Here is a 17,926-nt window from a genome sequence, read left to right on the forward strand (position 1 = left end):
TGAGCCGGTTCACCGACGAACCCCCTGGGGGCACCATGCCGCGTCCGCTCCTCGCCGCACTCCTGGCGCTCGGCACCGCCCTCGCGGGCACAGCCGCGCTGGACCCGCCGACAGCCGAAGCCGCGACCGGCGCCGTCGTCGACGGCAACACCCGCTTCCAGGTGCTCAGCCCCACCCTCATCCGCCTCGAGCACGCGGGCGACGGCGCGTTCACCGACGCGACCACGTTCAACGCCCTGAACCGGGACTTCCCGACCCCGCCGTACACGACGACCGTCTCCGGCGAGTACCGCGAGATCCGCACCTCGGCCCTGACCCTGCGCTACAAGCGCGGCAGCGGCCCGTTCACCTCCGCCAACACCACCGTCCAGACCTCGGTGGGCACGGGCGCGCCCGCCTTCCCGTCCCACTGCGCGTTCAACACGGCCTGCGAGGCGGAGAACGGGCTGTTCGGCGGCACCGCCTCGGCCGCCTACGACCACGTCGGCCACTCCGGCTCCGGGTTCCTCGCGGGCTTCACCGGCGCGGGCGCGAGCCTGACCCACCGGGTCTCCGGCGTCCCGGGCGCCGGGACCTACGAGCTGTCCGTCCGCTACGCCAACGCGGTCGGCGGCGACGGCCAGCAGGTCACCCGCACCCTCGCGACCTCGGTCGACGGCGTCCCCGGCCCGGCGCTGACGCTCCCGGTCACCGGCTCCTGGGACACCTGGTCCACCGCGTCGGTCCGGATCACCGTCGGCGCGGGCTCCCGCACCCTGCGCCTCGCGCAGGAGGGCGGCGCCACCGGCAACGTCAACCTGGACACCGTCGCCCTCACCCCGGTCGGCGCCGCGCACCCCGCCGCCGACACCACCCTGCTCACCACCGCCTACGGCGCGGGCCCGAAGAGCGCCCTGGGCGGCTGGGCCAGGTCGCTGGACAACCCGAGGGCCGTGCCCGTCCCGCTGAACCCCGGCGTCCTCAACCGGGGCGGCTGGTACCTGCTCGACGACACCCGCACCCCGCTGTCCACCGGGCCCCGCCCGAGCCACGGCGACCAGCCCTACCAGGACGGCTACCTGTTCGGGTACGGCAAGGACCACAAGCGCGCCCTCGGCGACCTCAACGCGCTGACCGGCGACTCCGCGCTGCTGCCGCGCTCCGCCTACGGCGTCTGGTACTCCCGGTACCACGCCTACTCGGACGCGGACTACCGCAACACCCTGCTGCCCGCGTTCCGCGCGAACTTCGCCCCGATCGACTGGCTCGTGGTCGACACCGACTGGAAGTCCCCGGCCAAGTGGGACGGCTGGAACTGGGACCGGAACCTCTTCCCCGACCCCGACGGCTTCCTCGAGTGGACCGAGCAGCAGGGGCTCGACGTCTCCCTCAACACGCACCCGGCGATCGAGAGCGACGACCCGGCCTTCGCCGAGGCGAACCGCGTCGCGGGCGGGCTCGAGCACGAGGGCGGCACCCGCTACACCTGGGACTGGTCCAACCCCGCCCACCTGCGCTCCTACTTCGGCCTGCACGAGCCGTTCGAGCGGCAGGGCGTGCGCGCCTGGTGGCTCGACTACTGCACCGGCTGCGGCGCGGCCAGGGCGTCCGACCAGGGCTACGCCGCCGACAACCTGATCAACCAGGAGTACGCGCGGGACGCCGAGGCGCGCGGCCTGCGCGGCTTCGCGTTCTCCCGGATCGGCGGCGCCGAGCAGGGCGGCATCCAGTCCAACTACGCGCTCGGCCCCTGGTCGGAGCGCCGCAACACGATGCACTTCACCGGCGACACCCCCGGAACCTGGGAGCTGCTCGCGTTCGCCGCGCGCTTCACCCCGGACGCCGCGGCGGCGGGCCTGTCCAACACCAGCCACGACATCGGCAGCTTCCACGGCAAGCACCTGGCCGACGACCTGTACGCGCGCTGGGTGCAGCTCGGCGCGTTCCAGCCGATCGACCGGCTGCACTCCGACCACGGCGACCGGCTCCCGTGGGACTACACCGGCGCCGCCGCCGAGGCGGGCCTGAAGTTCCTGCGGCTGCGCGAGGCGCTCGTCCCGCACACCTACTCGCTGGCCAGGCAGGCGGCGAGGACCGGGGTGCCGATCACCCGGCCGATGTACCTGAACTACCCGGACCACGAGGACGCCTACAACCACCCCGCCCAGTACCTGTTCGGCGACGACGTCCTCGTCGCCCCCATCACCACGCCCGACAACGCCGCCGGCACCGGCTCCGTCGACGCCTGGATCCCGCCGGGCACCTGGACCGACTACTTCACCGGCGCCCGGCACACCGGCCCCGCGAAGGTCACCCTGACCGCGCCGACCACCGAGATGCCCGTCCTCGTCCGGTCCGGCGGCATCCTCACCACCCGCACCGACTACGTCCACAACCAGGGCGAGTCCCCGCTGACCCGGCTCACCCTGACCATCGGCTCCGGCGGCGACGGCTCCACCTCGCTGTACGAGGACGAGGGCGAGGGCCTGGGCCACCGCTCCGGCGCGTCCGCCACCACCGCCCTGACCTGGCGCGACGCCACCCGCACGCTGACCGTGGGCGCGCGCTCGGGCAACTACCCCGGCGCGGTGGGCAGCCGGTCGTACACGCTCCGGCTGGCGGGCGCGACCGCCCCCACGTCCGTCGCGGTCGACGGCGTCCGCCTGCCCGAGACGGCCTGGTCGTTCAACGCCAACACCCGCACCACCACCGTCACCACCCCGGCGCTGACCACCACCTCGGCGCACACCGTGGCGCTGTCCGGCTCGGCCGCGGGCAACCCGACCGCGGGCCGGGTGACCGGACCGGACGGCCGCTGCCTGTCCGCCCAGCCCGCCGGGCTCGCCGCCTGCGACGGGTCCGCCGCGCAGCAGGTCAGCGCGCCGACCGGCGGGACCGTCCGCGCGCTCGGCCGGTGCCTCGGCACGACCGGGACGTTCGTGACCTGCGACGGCTCCACCGGGCAGACCTGGGTGCTGCGCACCACCGGCGAGCTGGCCAACCGCGCCACCGGCGCCTGCCTGGACGCCACCGGAAACCGGCTCTCCGCGTGCTCCGGCGTGGCCTGGCGCTTCCCGCCCGGCGCGCTCACCGGGCCGGGCGCCCGGTGCGCGGACGTCGCGAACGCCGACCCGGCCTCCGGCGCCGCCGTGCAGCTGTGGGAGTGCAACGGCAGCGACGCGCAGCGCTGGCACGCCCCCGCCGACCGGACCGTGCGGGCGCTCGGCAAGTGCCTGGACGTGCGGCACGGGGCCACCGCCGACGGCACGCAGGTGCAGCTGTGGGACTGCAACGGGACCGGGTCGCAGCTCTGGGAGACCCAGGCGGACGGCGCCCTGCGCAACCCGGCGTCGGGCCGCTGCCTGGACGGCTCCGACCAGGCCCAACTGCGGATCAGGACCTGCGCGGGGACGGCCGCGCAGCAGTTCCGGCTGGACGCCTGAGGGGTCCTGGACGGGGGGTGACGGGTTCGGCCCCCACACCCGCCCGAGCACCCCGCCGGGGGAGTGACAGCCCCGCGAGGCCCCGACGCCTGTGCCGGTCGGCGCGCACCTGGCGCGCCGACCGGCACAGCGGATGGGCGCCCCGGTGGGTGTCGCTGCGCGTGGCGGCCGAGGGTCCCGGCGGGACCTTCGCGCAGACCACCACCCTGGCCCACCGCATCGGGTGAGAGGTCAGGGGGACGTCGCCCGGCGGCGTCCCCCACCCGGCCCGGCCCACCGGCCAGGCCCGCTCCGCTAGCCCCAGCCCAGCTCGTGCAGCGTCGCGTCGTCGATGCCGAAGTGGTGCGCGATCTCGTGCACCACGGTGACGGCGACCTCCTCCACCACGTGGTCCTCGTCCTCGCACACGTCGAGCAGCGCCTCGCGGTAGATCGTGATCCGGTCCGGCAGCACCCCGCCGTACTCGCTGGTCCGCTCGGTCAGCGCCACCCCGTGGTACAGCCCCAGCAGCGTCGGCTCGTCCGGGTTCCGGTCCTCGACCAGCACCACCACGTTGTCCATCGCCGAGGCGAACTGCGGCGGGATCTCGTCCAGCGCCTCGGCCACCAGCTCCTCGAACCGCTGGCGGGTCATCTCCACCGGCACCGGGTCACCCGCCCTCCTCCTCGTTCTCCTTGCTCGACGGCGGGGTGGACGAGGACGGCGCGGGCGACGACGGCGCGGACGACTCGCTCGCCGGGGCCTCGGAGTGCATCGGCGCGCCGGTCGCCTCGGCCTGCTGCACCGCGGAGGTCTGCGGCGGGTTCGACGGCGTCAGCGGCGGGGCGTCCGGGTTGTGCACGCTGCCCGTCCACGCGGTCAGCAGCGTGCCGTTCGGCAGCGCGCCCACCTTGCAGTTCGCCAGCTTCGACCCGGCGTCCCAGCTCTCCTGCGCGCGGTAGTCCCAGGTGACCAGCAGGCCGCGCTCCTTGATCACCTTGCCGCCGCTGTACTCGTTGGCGATCGCGTCGCACTTCTCGGTCATGACGGCTTCCTGCTCGTCCTCGGTCGGGAACCGCGTGTTCCCCGCACCGAGGTCGACCACGCCGATGATCTCGAACGTGTGCGGCTCCTCGCAGCTCACCGGGTCGCCGATCGAGTTGTCCTGGATGCCCAGGCACACGCCGGGGTCGTGCACGTCCGACTGGTCCTGGGTGCGCGCCGACCCGTACGCGGGCAGCAGCCTCCCGGACGGCGCGGCCACCTGCAGGCCGCAGCGCAGCGTCCGCTTGCCCGCCGCCCAGCGCTTCTCACCGGGGTTCAGCGGGCCGACCGTGTACTTGCCGAACGGGTCCAGCTTGTTCGACAGGTACTTGAGCGACTCGGAGGCGCAGTGGTCCGCGTTGATCGTCTGCCAGGTCGCGGCGTCCGGGAACGGCGCCTGGGGCCCGTACTCCGACGAGATGTCCACCACACCGCTGACCTCGAACAGGTGCGAGGCCGAGCACTCGACCTTGCCGATGTCCGCGAGGTCGTCACGGGCCCAGTTCAGGCAATCACCCGCCTGAGCTGCTTCGAAGGGGTCGATTCGCTCGGGTGGGGTAACCCCGCCGAGTGGCCCCGAGCTGAACGGGAGTGTTGTGAACGAGCTCAGTCCGAGCAGGAGGAGCGCGCCGACGAACGCGCCGACGAGAACCACGTGGTCACTCCGGCGAAACCAACCCGCGCGCGCAGACATCTACTCCATGATGCCTGCAAGGAGCCTGGGGGCTACCGGCCGGGTGGACTGTGTCTCTATTAGGACACTCGTCACCTGTTCGGCGGCCATCCTGGGTAGCGTCCCCGCCGGGAGTGGCTGATGACTGAGAACGACGGAACCAAGAACGCACCGAACTCCGGGACCGGCGGCAACCCGCCGCCTCCCGCCGCGCCGCAGGGGCCGCCGCCCCCGCAGCAGCCCCCGGTGCTGCCCAAGGCGCCGGGGACGCCGCCGAGCGCCGGACCGGGAACGCCCCCTCCGGGCTTCCCGCCGCCCGCGCCTCCGGGACCCGGCGCGGTGCCGCCGGGGACGCCGCCGCGCGGGCAGATCCGCAACCAGGTCGCGGGCGTGACCCAGCCCCGGCCGCCGTCGCTGGCCGAGCAGCGCGCGCGTGAGCACGCCCTGCGCGAGCAGGAGGAGCAGCGGCTCGCCTACGAGGCCGAGCAGGCGCGCAAGCAGAAGCTCCGCAAGCGCTTGCTCATCGGCGGTGGCGTCGGCGTGGGCGTCGTCGCCCTCGTCGCCATCTGGTACGCCGCGTCGACCCCGGACGAGGTCGAGGCGCAGTGCACCGCGGACGGCGTCGTCGTCGACGACAAGTACTGTAGCGAATCGTACGCGACGAGTAACGGCGGGCACGTCAGCGGCGGTTTCATCTACATCGGTGGCAGCTCCTACCGGTACCACTACGGTGGCGCCAGCACCCCGGTCGGCCAGAAGGTCAGCGGGGGCAGCTACACCATGCCGGACAACTCGAAGGTCACCACCAAGTCGGGCTCCACCGTGCAGCGCGGCGGGTTCGGCGTGGTCGACGGCGGCAAGAGCAGCGGCGGCACCAAGAGCGGAGGAAGCTGAGTGCGACGGGAGTTGTCCGTCCCCCGGCCGAACTGGCAGCGCACGGTGTCCGACCAGGGCCTGGTCTTCGGGGCGCCCGCGTCGCGCGTCGACGGCACGCCCCGGCCGTACTGGGACGAGTCGGTGCACTACGCCTTCGACATGAGCGACGTGCTGTCGATGGAGGCGGACGTCGAGCTGCTGCACAGCATGTGCCTGGAGGCCGTCGACAACGTGGTGCTCACCGAGCGCTACCGCGACTTCGGCATCCAGGAGTGGGTGTGGCCCGCTATCGCCGAGTCGTGGAAGCGGCGCGACCCGCACCTGTACGGCCGGTTCGACCTGCGCTACGACGGGCGCGGTCCGGCGAAGATGCTGGAGTACAACGCCGACACGCCCACGTCGCTGCTGGAGGCGTCGGTCATCCAGTGGAACTGGAAGACCGACGTGCACCCGGACGACGACCAGTGGAACTCCATCCACGAGAAGCTCGTCGAGCGGTGGGCCGAGATCGGCGGCAACCTGCCGTCGGCCGAGCTGCACTTCACCTGGTCGGGCGGCGACGCCTCCGGTGAGGACCACGTGACCGTGGCGTACCTCCAGGAGACCGCGGCCGAGGCGGGCATGAACACGGTCGGCCTGGCCATCGAGGAGATCGGCTGGGACCCGCTGCTCAAGCGGTTCGTCGACCTCGAAGAGGCCACGATGAACACGGTCGTGAAGCTCTACCCGTGGGAGTGGATGACCGACGACCAGTTCGGCAGGCACGCGGTGGAGAGCCTGCCCGCGACCCTGTGGGTGGAGCCGCTCTGGAAGATGCTGCTGTCCAACAAGGCGCTGCTCGCGGTGATGTGGGAGATGTACCCCGGTCACCCGAACCTGCTGCCCGCCTACCTCGACGACCCCGGCCTGCTCACCGAGTACGTGCGCAAGCCCCGACTGGGCAGGGAGGGCGCGAACATCCAGATCGTCGCGCCCGGCTACGAGACCCAGACCGGCGGCGTGTACGGCAAGGAGGGGTTCGTCTACCAGCTGTTCGACCCGCTGCCCGACTTCGACGGGTACCGACCCGTGCTGGGCGCGTGGGTGGTCGGCGACCAGGCCGCGGGCCTCGGCATCCGCGAGTCGGTCGGACTGGTGACGGACGACGGGGCGGCGTTCGTGCCGCATCGGATTGTCGAGTGAAACGGGAGAGCCAAAAGTGACCACCAACCTCGCGCTGGACCCAGGGTTCGGTTCCGCGCTCGTGCAGGGCCTGGGCGCGATCGCCCTGTACGCGATCGTGGGCCTGATCCTGATGGTCGTGGGCTTCTACGCCATCGACTGGACCACGCCGGGCAAGCTCAGCACCCTGGTCCGCACGGGCGCGCCCAACGCGGTGATCGTCACGGCGGCCGGCCTGGTGAGCATGGCGTTCATCGTGGTCATCGCCATCTACAACGCGGGTGGCAAGCTCGCGGAGGGCCTGCTCACCGGCCTGATCTACGGCCTGGCCGGGATCGTCGTGCAGGTGATCGCGGTCCGCCTGCTGGAGTGGGTGACCCGCCTGGAGATCGGCAGCATGATCGAGTCCGACCGCTTCGCCCCGGCCTCGGTCGTGGTGGCGGCGGCGCACGTGGCCCTGGGCCTGGTGGTGGCGGTGGCGATCTTCTGACCCCTTCGGGGGTGCGCGTTCGGGGTGGTGCGTCTGGGAGGCGCACCACCCTTTCGTGTGGGAGGCCCAGTTCTCCGGCCCGCCCTCACAACTCCTCGGGCACGCGACCGGTGGCGCTCGCGCCGCCGAGCAGGTTCGGGTACCACTCCCAGGCGGCTTCCTTGCCCGGCGCCCGCAGCACGTGCTGGTACGCGGCGTAAGCGACCAGGTCGGCCACCTGGTCCCACTGGTCGGCGCGTGAGCCCTTCGAGCAGAGCGGATCTTCGACGATCCGGCGGCTCGCCAGGTCCAGCGCTCGGTGCGCGGCCCGGTGGAGCGGCGCGGCGCCGTTGCCGTTCATCAGCACGATTCCGAATTCCCCCGCCGAGCGGAGCCGCTGGTCGATCTCGCGCACCAGCTCCGCGTACACGGCGGCTCTCGCCGCCGAGCACCGGCTTTCGGCGCGTCGGTGAACGGCGCCCGTGCGCACGTCGGGCATCGTGCCGATGGTGGCCAGCGCGTCGGCCACCACCGCCGTCCGCGCGGACTTGTCCCGATCCCACGCCGTCTTCGTCGGGTTCCCCCTGCCGTTGGCGAAATCCGTGGCGCGCAGCTCGTAGTCGACGGGCACGCCCGTCGAGCCGTGCAGTGCCTTCCGCCAAGCCGCCCAGGTCCGCAGGGCCGGTTCCCAGTCCCGCGCCAGCAGCTCGACCCAGCCGTAGACGACGATCTTCGAGTCCGCGGAACCCGATTCACCGATGCAGAAGAAGCGCGTTTCGGCCATGGCGGTGAAAGCTAATTACCCGAGGCGGGCCAGCGGAAATCCGGCTGTTTTATTCGGGGAATTCTTCGGTTCCGCCGTGGTGCGGCGCCCACCCGCCCCCGCTCGTCCCTGCGGCCCGGCCTGCGGTGCCCGACGCCCAGAGCGGCTACCCTTACCCCTCGTGATCGACCTCAAGGCACTGCGCGAGAACCCGGAAGCCGTTCGTGCGTCCCAGCGGGCGCGGGGCGAGGACGAGTCCCTGGTCGACGCCCTGCTGTCCGCCGACGAGCGCCGCCGCTCCGCCGTCTCCCGCGCCGACACCCTGCGCGGTGAGCAGAAGGCGTTCGGCAAGCAGGTCGGCAAGGCCCGCGGTGAGGAGCGGGAGGCGCTGCTCGCCAAGGGCAAGGAGCTGGCCGCCGAGGTGAAGGCCGCCGAGGCCGACCAGGCCGCCGCCGAGGCCGAGCTGACCGAGCTGCACCGCTCGGTCCCCAACCTCGTGCACCCCGACGCCCCCGAGGGCGGCGAGGACGACTACGTCGTGGTCAAGCACGTCGGGAAGCCCCGCGAGTTCGACTTCGAGCCCCTCGACCACCTCGACCTCGGCACCCGGCTCGGCGCGATCGACATGGAGCGCGGCGCCAAGGTGTCCGGCTCGCGGTTCTACTTCCTCACCGGCATCGGCGCCCAGCTCGAACTCGCCCTGCTGAACATGGCCGTCGCCCAGGCGACCGCCGCGGGCTTCCAGCTGATGATCACCCCGACCCTGGTCCGGCCCGAGGTCATGGCGGGCACCGGGTTCCTCGGCGCGCACTCCAGCGAGATCTACCGCCTGGAGGCCGACGACCTGTACCTCGTGGGCACCTCCGAGGTCCCGCTGGCCGGCTACCACGCCGACGAGATCCTCGACGGGCCGCGCCGCTACGCGGGCTGGTCGTCCTGCTACCGCCGCGAGGCGGGCTCGTACGGCAAGGACACCAGGGGCATCATCCGGGTGCACCAGTTCAACAAGGTCGAGATGTTCTCCTACGTCCCGCCGGAGGAGGCCGAGGCCGAGCACGCCCGCCTGCTCGCCTGGGAGGAGGAGATGCTCGCCAAGGTCGAGGTCCCCTACCGGGTCATCGACACCGCCGCGGGCGACCTCGGCACCAGCGCGTCCCGCAAGTTCGACTGCGAGGCGTGGGTGCCCAGCCAGCAGGCCTACCGCGAGCTGACCTCCACCTCGAACTGCACCACCTTCCAGGCCCGCAGGCTGAACGTGCGCTACCGCGACGAGAACGGCAAGTCGCAGATCACCGCCACGCTCAACGGCACCCTGGCCACCACCCGCTGGATCGTCGCCATCCTGGAGAACCACCAGCAGGCCGACGGCTCCGTCGTCGTCCCGCAGGCGCTGCGCCCGTTCCTGGGCAAGGACGTCCTCCTCCCGGCCTGACCCGGCCCACCGGACCGACCCCGACGCCCCCGCGCGAACCGCGCGGGGGCGTCGCGCGGTTGCCGCTCCCGCGCGGTTCGCGGCAGTTCGCAAGATCACGTCCCGAAGCAGCCGAACGGGCTATTTTCGCAGGTGGAGGCCATCCCTACCATCCGGTCACCGGGCGCAGGCAGCGCCCGAGGACGGACTGGGGGGATCACCGTGACGGAGTGCCCGAACTGCCGAAGACCGGTCGGCACGGGGAACGCCGTGTGCGTCATGTGCGGCGCGGACGTCCGCGAACCGGGGGCGCCCGCCACCGGGACGACGGCGGAACCGACCGCCGAGCCACGCGCGGAAGCGGAACCGGCCGAGCCCGCACCTGCCGCCGAGCAGCGCCACGAGCCCGCGCTCGCGATGGTCGCGCCGCAGCAACAGGCGCCGCAGCGGGCGTCGCTGAGCTTCCCCGCCATGAACCCGGTCGGCCTGCCGCCCGCGCACCCCGCGCCGCGGCAACCGTTCCCGCAGCCACCCGTCCCGCAGCCCCACCTGCCGCAGCCCCACCTCCAGCACCCGGCGCCGCGCGCCCCGCTCGCCTGGGTCACCCTGCCCGCCCCGACCCCGAACCAGGTCGAGGCGTTCGCCTACCCGCTGGTCGGCCTGCTGGTGCTCCAGGTCCTGGCCACCCGATCGCGCTCCTGCTCGGCACCCTGGCCTACAGCCTGCTGACCACCCCGCTGCTGATGCTCACGGCGGGCCTGCTCCCCGCCTGGTGCTACCGGGCCAGGCTCGCCACGCACGACGCGCCGCACCGCTTCGGCCCCGGCCTGGCGGCGGGCGGCTGGTTCATCCCGGTCGCGAACCTGGTCATCCCGGTGCGGGTGGTGCTCGACCTGGTGCGCGCCCGCGACCGCTCCACCGCGTGGACGGCGGTCGTGCTCACCTGGTGGGGCGGCAGGCTCCTCGCGCTGGCGCTGGCGGCCATCGCGCTCTGGAGCGGGTCCTCGTCCCCCGCGGGGCCCGGCGGGTTCCTCATCGCCTTCGACGTGCTGTCCCTCTCGCTGCAGATCGCGATCGTCCTGCGCGTCACGGCGGGCATCCGGAAGGGGCCGCGCTGACCGAGTGCCCGAACTGCCGGACCCGGCTCCACCCGTGGTGGAAGAGGTGCAACTCCTGCGGGGTGCTCATCGGGCCCACCGCCGCCTGGGTGGCGCTCCCCGCCAAGCGCTCGCCGCCCCGCTGCCGCTGCCGCTGATCCTGGCCACGGCCGTGCTCCTCCCGATGTGGACCCACCTCGCCCGGCTCGCCACCCCCGACGAGGGCAACCACTTCGGCGCGGAGCTGGCGGCGGGCGGCTGGTTCATCCCGGTCGCGAACCTGGTCATCCCGGTCGTGGTGGTGGTCAACCTGGTGCGGGCGCGCGCCAAGGCGCCCGTCCACGCGGTGGTGGCCGTCGCGTGGTGGGTGTCCTGGCCAGGCTTCGGCGCCACGGCCTTCTGCGCCACGGCCTTCGGTGCCACCGGGGTGCCGATGTCGTTCACCCCGGTCAGCGCACCAGCCCCGCCACGTGCGCCCCGATCTCCAACGACCCGGTGGCCGCCGGTGACGGCGCGTTCAGCACGTGCACCTGCCCCGGCGCCTCCTGCACCAGGAAGTCGTCCACCAGCGACCCGTCCCGCCGCATCGCCTGCGCCCGCACCCCGGCCTCCGCCCGCACCAGGTCGGCCTCGCCCACGGCGGGCACCAGCCGGGCCAGGCTCTGCGCGAACCGCCGCTTCGACAGGCTCCGCAGCACCTCCGCGAGCCCCGTCGGGTAGGCGTACCTCCTGGCCAGCCGCCACGTGCCGGGGAACCGCAGCACCTCCGCCACGTCCCCCACCGACACGTCGCCCCACCGGTAGCCCTCCCGGCTCAGCGCCAGCACCGCGTTGGGCCCCGCGTGCACGCTCCCGTCGAGCATCCGGGTCAGGTGCACGCCCAGGAACGGCAGCGTCGGGTCCGGCACCGGGTAGATCAGCCCGCGCACCAGGGAGCGCCGCTCCGGCCGCAGCTCGTAGTACTCGCCCCGGAACGGCACGATCCGCGCCTCCGGCTCCAGCCCGGCCATCCGCGCCACCCGGTCGCTGTGCAGCCCGGCGCAGTTGACCAGCGCGTCCCCGCGCACCACCCCGCTCGGCGTCGCCACCTCGACCCGGCCCGCGCGGGTGCGGATCGCCAGCGCGGGCGAGTTGGTCCGCAGGTCGGCGCCCGCCGCGGTCAGCTCCCGCACCATCGCCGCGCACACGGCGGGGAAGTCGATGATCCCGGTGCTCTCCACCCGCAGCGCGGCCACGCACGACACTTCGGGTTCGTGCTCGCGCGCTTCGGCCACCGACACCACCCGCGCGGGCACGCCGTTGCGCGAGGCCCGCTCGGCGAGCGCCCGCAGCCGCGGCACCTCCTCCTCGGAGGTCGCCACCACGAGCTTGCCGCACACCTCCACGGGCACGCCGTGCTCCCGCGCGTAGGCCACGATCGAGGCGTTGCCCGCCACCGACATCCTGGCCTTCAGCGACCCCGGCTTGTAGTACAGCCCGGCGTGCACGACGTTGCTGTTGTGCCCCGTCTGGTGGGCCGCCCAGCGGCCCTCCTTCTCCAGCACCACGACCTCGTCCCCGCGCCGGGACAGCTCCCGCGCGGTGGCCAGGCCCACGATCCCGCCGCCGATGACCACGATTCGCCGCACGCCGGCCACGCTAGCCGCTGACCAGCTCCGGGAGCACCTCGGACGCGACCCGCTCCAGCACCGCCTCGCTGCCCGCGTACACGCCCTCCTCGCGCGGCCAGTGCGCCAGCAGGTCGGTGAACCCCAGCTCCTGGGCCCGGCCCGCGACGTCCCGGAAGTGCTCGGCGCTGGAGAGCGAGTAGGCGGGGGAGGAGTCGGCGTTCAGATACCAGTCGATCGTGTGCTTCCGCCTGCCGATGGCGTCCAGCGCGCGGGTGAACCGGGCCGCGTACCGCTCGACGCCCGCCCACCACTCCTCGGCCGTCTCGACCGAGCCCGTCGGGGGCCCCGTCGTCACCCAGCCGGTGCCGTACCGGGCGGCCACCGCCATCGCCCTCGGCCCGTTCGCCGCCACCACGAACGGCAGGCGCGGGCGCTGCACGCACCCCGGCGCGCTGCGCGCCTCCCGCACCTCGTAGTGCGCGCCCTCGAACGTCGTCCGCTCCCGCGTCAGCAGCCGGTCCAGCACGTCCACGAACTCGGCGAACCGGGCCGTGCGCTCGGCGGGCGGCAGCTCGGTGTCCCCCATGACGGTGGTGTCGTAGCCCACAGCCCCGGCGCCGAGCCCGACCGTGATCCGGCCGTCGGACAGGTCGTCCAGCGCCATCAGCTCCCGCGCGAACGGCACCGGGTGCCGGAAGTTCGGGGAGGCCACCAGCGTGCCCAACCTGATCGTGCTCGTCACCATCGCCGCTGCTGAGAGCGTCGGAACCGCCCCGAACCACGGCCCGTCCACCAGTGTTCGCCAGCCCAGGTGGTCGTACGTCCAGGCGTGGTGGAACCCGTACTCCTCCGCGACCCGCCACTTCGGCTCGGCGACCCACCAGCGCTGCTCGGGGAGGATGACGATTCCAGTGCGCACGACCGCGACCGTAGCCGACCCCGGCACCCGAACGTGCACCATGTAGTCGTGCAGAAACCCTCCCTGGTCGGCTCGGACGTAGACGGCACCCTCCTCGGCACCGACGGGCGGCTCAGCGCCCGGACCGTCGCCGCCATCGGCCGGGTCCTGGAATCGGGCACGCCCTTCGTGCTGGCCACCGGGCGCCCGCCCCGCTGGATCCCCGAGGTCGCCGACGCGGCCGGGCTCACCGGTCACGCGGTGTGCTCCAACGGCGCCGTCCTCTACGACATCGGCGCCGACCGCGTCGTCGGCCACCACGGCCTCGACCCGGTGCTGCTCCAGGACGTCGCCAAGGTGCTGGACGCGGCGCTGCCCGGCTGCGCGCTGGCCGTCGAGCGGGTCGGCGACTCGGCCAGGGGCGCCGACCACTTCCGCGACTTCCTCGCCGAGACCAGCTACCAGCACCCGTGGGTCGAGGGCGGTCAGCCCATCCTCGGCCACAGCAGGGGCGAGGTGCTCGGCCACCCGGCGGTGAAGCTGCTGGTCAGGCACACCGGCATGACCAGCGCCGAGATGGCCGCCGCCGCGGGCCCGCTGCTCGGCGACCAGGTCGCGCTCACCTACTCCACCAACTCCGGCCTGCTGGAGCTGGCCGCGCCGGGCGTCTCCAAGGCCACCGGCCTCGCCGAGGTCGCCGAGCTGCTCGGCGCGCCGCGCGGGGAGATCACCGTGTTCGGCGACATGCCGAACGACGTGCCGATGCTGACCTGGGCCGGTCACGGGGTGGCGATGGCCAACGCCCACCCCGACGCGCTCGCCGCCGCCGACGAGGTCACCGCGGCCAACACCGAGGACGGGGTCGCGCAGGTTCTCGAACGCTGGTTCTGACGCCAATCAGGGGGGCGGAACCGGTAACACGTGGTGCTCACTACAATTCGCCCGAAACGCCACCCTGGCAGGTGTGCTGCGTACACCCGGTGTTACCGGGTGCTCTAGGAGAGTCTGTGTCTACCTCGTCTGAGATCGACAGCACCGCGCTCGGGGACGAGCCGGAGAGCACAACCGCGCGAGCGAGTCGCTGGGGGCGGCTCCGCGAACTGGCGACTTCCTGGGAAGCGCCGTCACGCGCCGTGCTTTCCTTCAGCGCGCTGCTGACCCTCGTTTTCTGGAACTTGCCCGCGTTCACCCCCAATCAGCCGAAGGGGGATTACGACTACGGGCTGCTCATCTACCTGGCAAGGCAGACGGGCCTGAGCTTCGGCACCGAGATCTCCACCACCTACGGGCCGCTGTACTTCCTGGCGATCCCGAACGTGCTGCACCGGGGCGAGGTGCTGGTCGGCTACCTGCTGTGGTTCGGATTCGCCACCGCCGCGACCGCGGCCGTCCACCAGGCGCTCGCCCGCACGGTCGGGCGGAACCTGGCCTGGCTGGCCGTGGGCGTGATGGCGCTCAGCTCCAGCTTCGTGCCGCTGACCGTGGTCATCACCAGCACGTTCGCGTTCGTGGTGGTCCTCTCGCTGTTCTTCGTGCGCGAGGAGCTGCCCCGCTGGGCGGACCGGGCCTACCCGATCGCGATGGGCCTGCTGGTCGCCGCGATGCTGCTGACCAAGTTCTCCGTCGGCCTCATGTGCGGCCCGGTGATCCTGGGCGCCGTGCTCGCCCGCGAGGGCGCCGTGCTGCGCAGGTTCCTGGAGTACGCGATCAGCGGCATCGCAGGCCTGATCGGGTTCTGGCTGCTCGCGGGCCAGCCGCCGCTGGAGGTCGTGGACTACGTCGTGCGGGCGCTGTCCGTCGGCAGCGGCCACGCCCAGTCCATGGGCCTGGAGATCCCCGGCAACGTCTGGGAGTACGTGCTCGCGGCGCCGATGGTCGTGGTCCTGGTCGTGGCGCTGGTCACCACCGACGCGGGCAAGCGGCGCTGGCTGTTCTACCTCGGCACCGCGCTCGGCACGTTCCTGCTGCTCAAGCAGGGCTTCGTGCGGCACGACTCGCACTCGGCCCAGTTCTTCTCGGTCGCCGCGGGCTTCTCCCTGGTCGTCGCGCTGCTGCGGCGCAGCTCCGTGCTCGCCTCCACGGCGGTCGTCGCGCTGCTCGCGCAGGCGTTCAGCTTCGGCGGCGGCCTCAGCTCGTCGATCGACCCGTCCCGCTCGCTGAAGATGTTCGGCGAGGGCATGTCCGTGGTCGCCTCCGGCGGTCAGCGCGACCGGATCGTCGCGGACGCCCGCGCCGACCTGCTGAACCGGATGCAGCTGCCCGAGCGGTACGTCGAGCGCATCGGCGACGCGAAGATGCGCACCGCGCCGTTCGACTTCGCCATGGGCTGGACCTACGGCATGACCGTGGACATCCTGCCGACGCTGCTGGACTACGGCGCGTACACCGAGCTGCTCGACGAGATGAACGAGGAGTGGGTGGTCGACGACGCCCGCGCCCCCGAGTTCATCGTCCGCGAGGACACCCGGATCACCCTGGACAACCGCTTCCCGCTCTGGGACTCGCCGCGCGTGAACCTGGCGCAGGCCTGCCGCTACGAGCTGGTCGACAGCGACGTCCGCTGGCAGCTGCTCCAGCGGATCGAGAACCGCTGCGGCGAGGAGAAGCCGCTGGGCGAGGTCACCGCGGGCGCGCACGAGAGCATCCCGGTCCCCACCTCGGACGAGGGCCTGGTCATCGCCCGCTTCCACCCGGAGCAGTCAATCCTGGACAAGCTCAAGTCGACCGCGTTCCGCTCCGGTGAATACTGGATCACGCTCGACGGGGAACCGCACCGGCTCCCGCTTTCCCACGCCGAGGCGCCCATTCTCATCTCCGCGCCCGGTGACGACTCGCTCGTGCTGGGCGGTCGGGAACTGGACACCAAGAACATCACTGCCAACATTCCGGGACGCGTTGTGTTCTCGGTAGTCACGACCAAGTAGGGGATCGCAATGGTGGGTGCTCCGGCCTCGCGGCGGAAGATCACTTACATCTTCCCGATCTACAACGAGCAGGACAACATCGACCTGCTCCACCAGACGATCGACGAGGTCACGACCCCGCTCCGGGATCGCTACGACCTCGAGTTCGTCTACGTCAACGACGGGAGCCGGGACGCCTCGCTGGACAAGCTCCTCGCCCTGCGCGAGCGCGACGAGCGCGCCACGGTGATCAGCCTGTCCCGCAACTTCGGCCACCAGCTCGCGGTCACCGCGGGCCTGGACGCCGCGGCCGACGCCGACGCGGTGATCATCATGGACGCGGACATGCAGGACCCGCCGCGGGTCAGCCTGGAGCTCATCGAGCGCTGGGAGCAGGGCGTGGACGTGGTGTACGCGCAGCGGCGGTCCCGCCAGGACGGCCTGTTCAAGCGCCTCACCGCGAACGTCTTCTACCGCACGCTGGAGAAGCTCGCGTCCATCGACATCCCGCGCAACACCGGCGACTTCCGGCTGCTCGACCGCAAGGTCGTCGCCGAGCTGGCCAAGTACCGGGAGCAGCACCGCTTCCTGCGCGGCCTGGTCAGCTACATCGGCTTCCGCCAGGAGGCCGTGCAGTTCGACCGGGACGCCAGGCACGCGGGCGAGACCGGCTACCCGCTGCGCAAGATGCTGAAGTTCGCCGCGGACGGGATGCTCGGCTTCTCCACCACGCCGCTGAAGCTGATCAGCCGCATCGGCTACCTGCTGTCCGTGGTGGCGTTCACCGGCGTGCTGTACGTGCTGGGCGTCAAGCTGCTCGACCCGAGCAGCGCGGTCCCCGGCTGGGCGTTCATGACGATCGCCCTGTTCCTGATCGGCGGCATCCAGCTGATCATGCTGGGCGTGCTGGGCAGCTACATCGGCCGGACCTACGTCGAGGTCCAGCGCAGGCCGCTCTACGCGGTCGCGATCGTCGCGCGCTCCGCGGGCCGGGCCCCCGAGGGCAGTGGCGTCGAGGGCAGTGGCGCCGAGGTCGCGGCCAAGGGCGCCCCCGAGGACGGGAGCCCCGCCACCGAGTACGAGCTCCAGGGCACCTGACCGTGGCCGTGGACGACCAGGCGGGGAGCGACCCCGCCGAGCAGGCGCTCGCGCCGGAACCGGTGATCTCGCCGGTCCCGGCGCCGGTCCCGGCGCCCGCTCCCTCGGGCGGGCTGGGCCAGCTCATCCGGTTCGGCCTGGTCGGTGGCGTGAACACGCTCATCGACCTGGTGCTGTACATGGTGCTGACCGGCGTCGGCCTGCCCTTCCTGGTCGCGAACTTCGCGTCCACCTCGGCGGGCATGGGCTTCAGCTTCGTGGCCAACAAGTACTTCACCTTCGGCGGCGGGGGCGGCGGCGCGGCCAAGCAGGGCGCGCTGTTCTTCGCCTTCACCGCCTTCGGCCTGTGGGTCATCCACCCGGTGGTGATCTTCGGGGTCGAGGCGCTCATGGCGGTCCTCGACCAGCCGCTGACCGGACTGGCGGCCTGGCTGCCGAAGCTCGCCGCGATCTGCGCGGGCCTGGTGTGGAACTACACGGCGTACAGCCGCGTGGTGTTCCGCCGACGATGAACCGAGACAG

At 72.5% G+C, this 17,926-nt stretch carries 16 protein-coding genes and 1 pseudogene; 12 read left to right on the top strand and 5 right to left on the bottom strand.

What is annotated here, in order from left to right:
* Window positions 1-35: 35 nt before the first annotated feature.
* Entirely contained in the window at window positions 36-3,422 is a 3,387-nt protein-coding gene (locus tag CNX65_RS00550; protein WP_096491008.1) for a TIM-barrel domain-containing protein, read from the top strand.
* A 294-nt stretch (window positions 3,423-3,716) separates the two neighbouring features.
* On the opposite strand, the gene CNX65_RS00555 is transcribed toward CNX65_RS00550, so the two are convergent.
* A complete protein-coding gene (locus CNX65_RS00555; RefSeq protein WP_096491009.1) occupies window positions 3,717-4,067 on the bottom strand; it encodes a metallopeptidase family protein in 351 nt (116 codons plus the stop codon).
* A gap of 4 nt (window positions 4,068-4,071) precedes the next feature.
* Window positions 4,072-5,100 carry a septum formation family protein gene (locus CNX65_RS00560; protein WP_096491010.1) on the bottom strand — a complete coding sequence of 343 codons (1,029 nt, stop codon included), beginning with the start codon at window positions 5,098-5,100 and terminating at the stop codon, window positions 4,072-4,074.
* A 159-nt stretch (window positions 5,101-5,259) separates the two neighbouring features.
* Between CNX65_RS00560 and CNX65_RS00565 the strand changes: the two genes are divergently transcribed.
* Genes CNX65_RS00565 through CNX65_RS00575 form a run of 3 tightly spaced genes read left to right on the top strand, consistent with a single transcriptional unit; the run spans window position 5,260 to window position 7,645 of the window.
* Window positions 5,260-6,012: a hypothetical protein gene (locus tag CNX65_RS00565; protein ID WP_096491011.1), complete on the top strand. Its 753-nt coding sequence runs from the start codon at window positions 5,260-5,262 to the stop codon at window positions 6,010-6,012.
* A complete protein-coding gene (locus CNX65_RS00570; RefSeq protein ID WP_096491012.1) occupies window positions 6,013-7,176 on the top strand; it encodes a glutathionylspermidine synthase family protein in 1,164 nt (387 codons plus the stop codon). It begins immediately after the preceding gene.
* 16 nt (window positions 7,177-7,192) lie between these two features.
* Window positions 7,193-7,645: a DUF350 domain-containing protein gene (locus tag CNX65_RS00575; protein ID WP_096491013.1), complete on the top strand. Its 453-nt coding sequence runs from the start codon at window positions 7,193-7,195 to the stop codon at window positions 7,643-7,645.
* A gap of 85 nt (window positions 7,646-7,730) precedes the next feature.
* Here CNX65_RS00575 and CNX65_RS00580 read toward each other — a convergent pair whose 3' ends face one another.
* Window positions 7,731-8,408: a hypothetical protein gene (locus CNX65_RS00580; protein WP_096491014.1), complete on the bottom strand. Its 678-nt coding sequence runs from the start codon at window positions 8,406-8,408 to the stop codon at window positions 7,731-7,733.
* A gap of 160 nt (window positions 8,409-8,568) precedes the next feature.
* Between CNX65_RS00580 and serS the strand changes: the two genes are divergently transcribed.
* From serS to CNX65_RS38250, 4 genes and pseudogenes are all read left to right on the top strand, one after another.
* Window positions 8,569-9,819, top strand: a complete 1,251-nt coding sequence (serS, locus tag CNX65_RS00585) for a serine--tRNA ligase (RefSeq protein ID WP_096491015.1) — start codon at window positions 8,569-8,571, stop codon at window positions 9,817-9,819.
* Window positions 9,820-10,020: 201 nt separating this feature from the next.
* Window positions 10,021-10,527, top strand: a complete 507-nt coding sequence (locus tag CNX65_RS00590; RefSeq protein ID WP_157767424.1) for a hypothetical protein — start codon at window positions 10,021-10,023, stop codon at window positions 10,525-10,527.
* 14 nt (window positions 10,528-10,541) lie between these two features.
* On the top strand, window positions 10,542-10,916 hold the full coding sequence (locus CNX65_RS00595; protein WP_096491017.1) for a DUF4328 domain-containing protein: 375 nt from the start codon (window positions 10,542-10,544) through the stop codon (window positions 10,914-10,916).
* A 163-nt stretch (window positions 10,917-11,079) separates the two neighbouring features.
* Window positions 11,080-11,250, top strand: a pseudogene (locus CNX65_RS38250) (DUF4328 domain-containing protein); the annotation flags it as partial.
* A 94-nt stretch (window positions 11,251-11,344) separates the two neighbouring features.
* Here the strand turns inward: CNX65_RS38250 and lhgO are convergent.
* Together lhgO and CNX65_RS00610 are read right to left on the bottom strand one after the other, a co-directional pair.
* Window positions 11,345-12,523 (bottom strand): L-2-hydroxyglutarate oxidase, encoded by a 1,179-nt coding sequence (gene lhgO, locus CNX65_RS00605; RefSeq protein ID WP_096497535.1) that lies wholly within the window; start codon window positions 12,521-12,523, stop codon window positions 11,345-11,347.
* A 10-nt stretch (window positions 12,524-12,533) separates the two neighbouring features.
* Window positions 12,534-13,424: an LLM class flavin-dependent oxidoreductase gene (locus tag CNX65_RS00610; RefSeq protein WP_177154577.1), complete on the bottom strand. Its 891-nt coding sequence runs from the start codon at window positions 13,422-13,424 to the stop codon at window positions 12,534-12,536.
* Between the two features lie 48 nt (window positions 13,425-13,472).
* On the opposite strand from CNX65_RS00610, the gene CNX65_RS00615 reads away from it, so the two are divergent.
* From CNX65_RS00615 to CNX65_RS00630, 4 genes are all read left to right on the top strand, one after another.
* Window positions 13,473-14,294 (top strand): HAD family hydrolase, encoded by an 822-nt coding sequence (locus tag CNX65_RS00615; RefSeq protein WP_096491019.1) that lies wholly within the window; start codon window positions 13,473-13,475, stop codon window positions 14,292-14,294.
* A 242-nt stretch (window positions 14,295-14,536) separates the two neighbouring features.
* A complete protein-coding gene (locus CNX65_RS00620) occupies window positions 14,537-16,327 on the top strand; it encodes a hypothetical protein (RefSeq protein WP_218181796.1) in 1,791 nt (596 codons plus the stop codon).
* 9 nt (window positions 16,328-16,336) lie between these two features.
* Window positions 16,337-17,404: a glycosyltransferase family 2 protein gene (locus tag CNX65_RS00625; protein WP_096491021.1), complete on the top strand. Its 1,068-nt coding sequence runs from the start codon at window positions 16,337-16,339 to the stop codon at window positions 17,402-17,404.
* 2 nt (window positions 17,405-17,406) lie between these two features.
* On the top strand, window positions 17,407-17,916 hold the full coding sequence (locus tag CNX65_RS00630; RefSeq protein WP_232519655.1) for a GtrA family protein: 510 nt from the start codon (window positions 17,407-17,409) through the stop codon (window positions 17,914-17,916).
* Window positions 17,917-17,926 lie beyond the last annotated feature (10 nt).

Source organism: Actinosynnema pretiosum, assembly GCF_002354875.1.
Taxonomy (GTDB): domain Bacteria; phylum Actinomycetota; class Actinomycetes; order Mycobacteriales; family Pseudonocardiaceae; genus Actinosynnema; species Actinosynnema auranticum.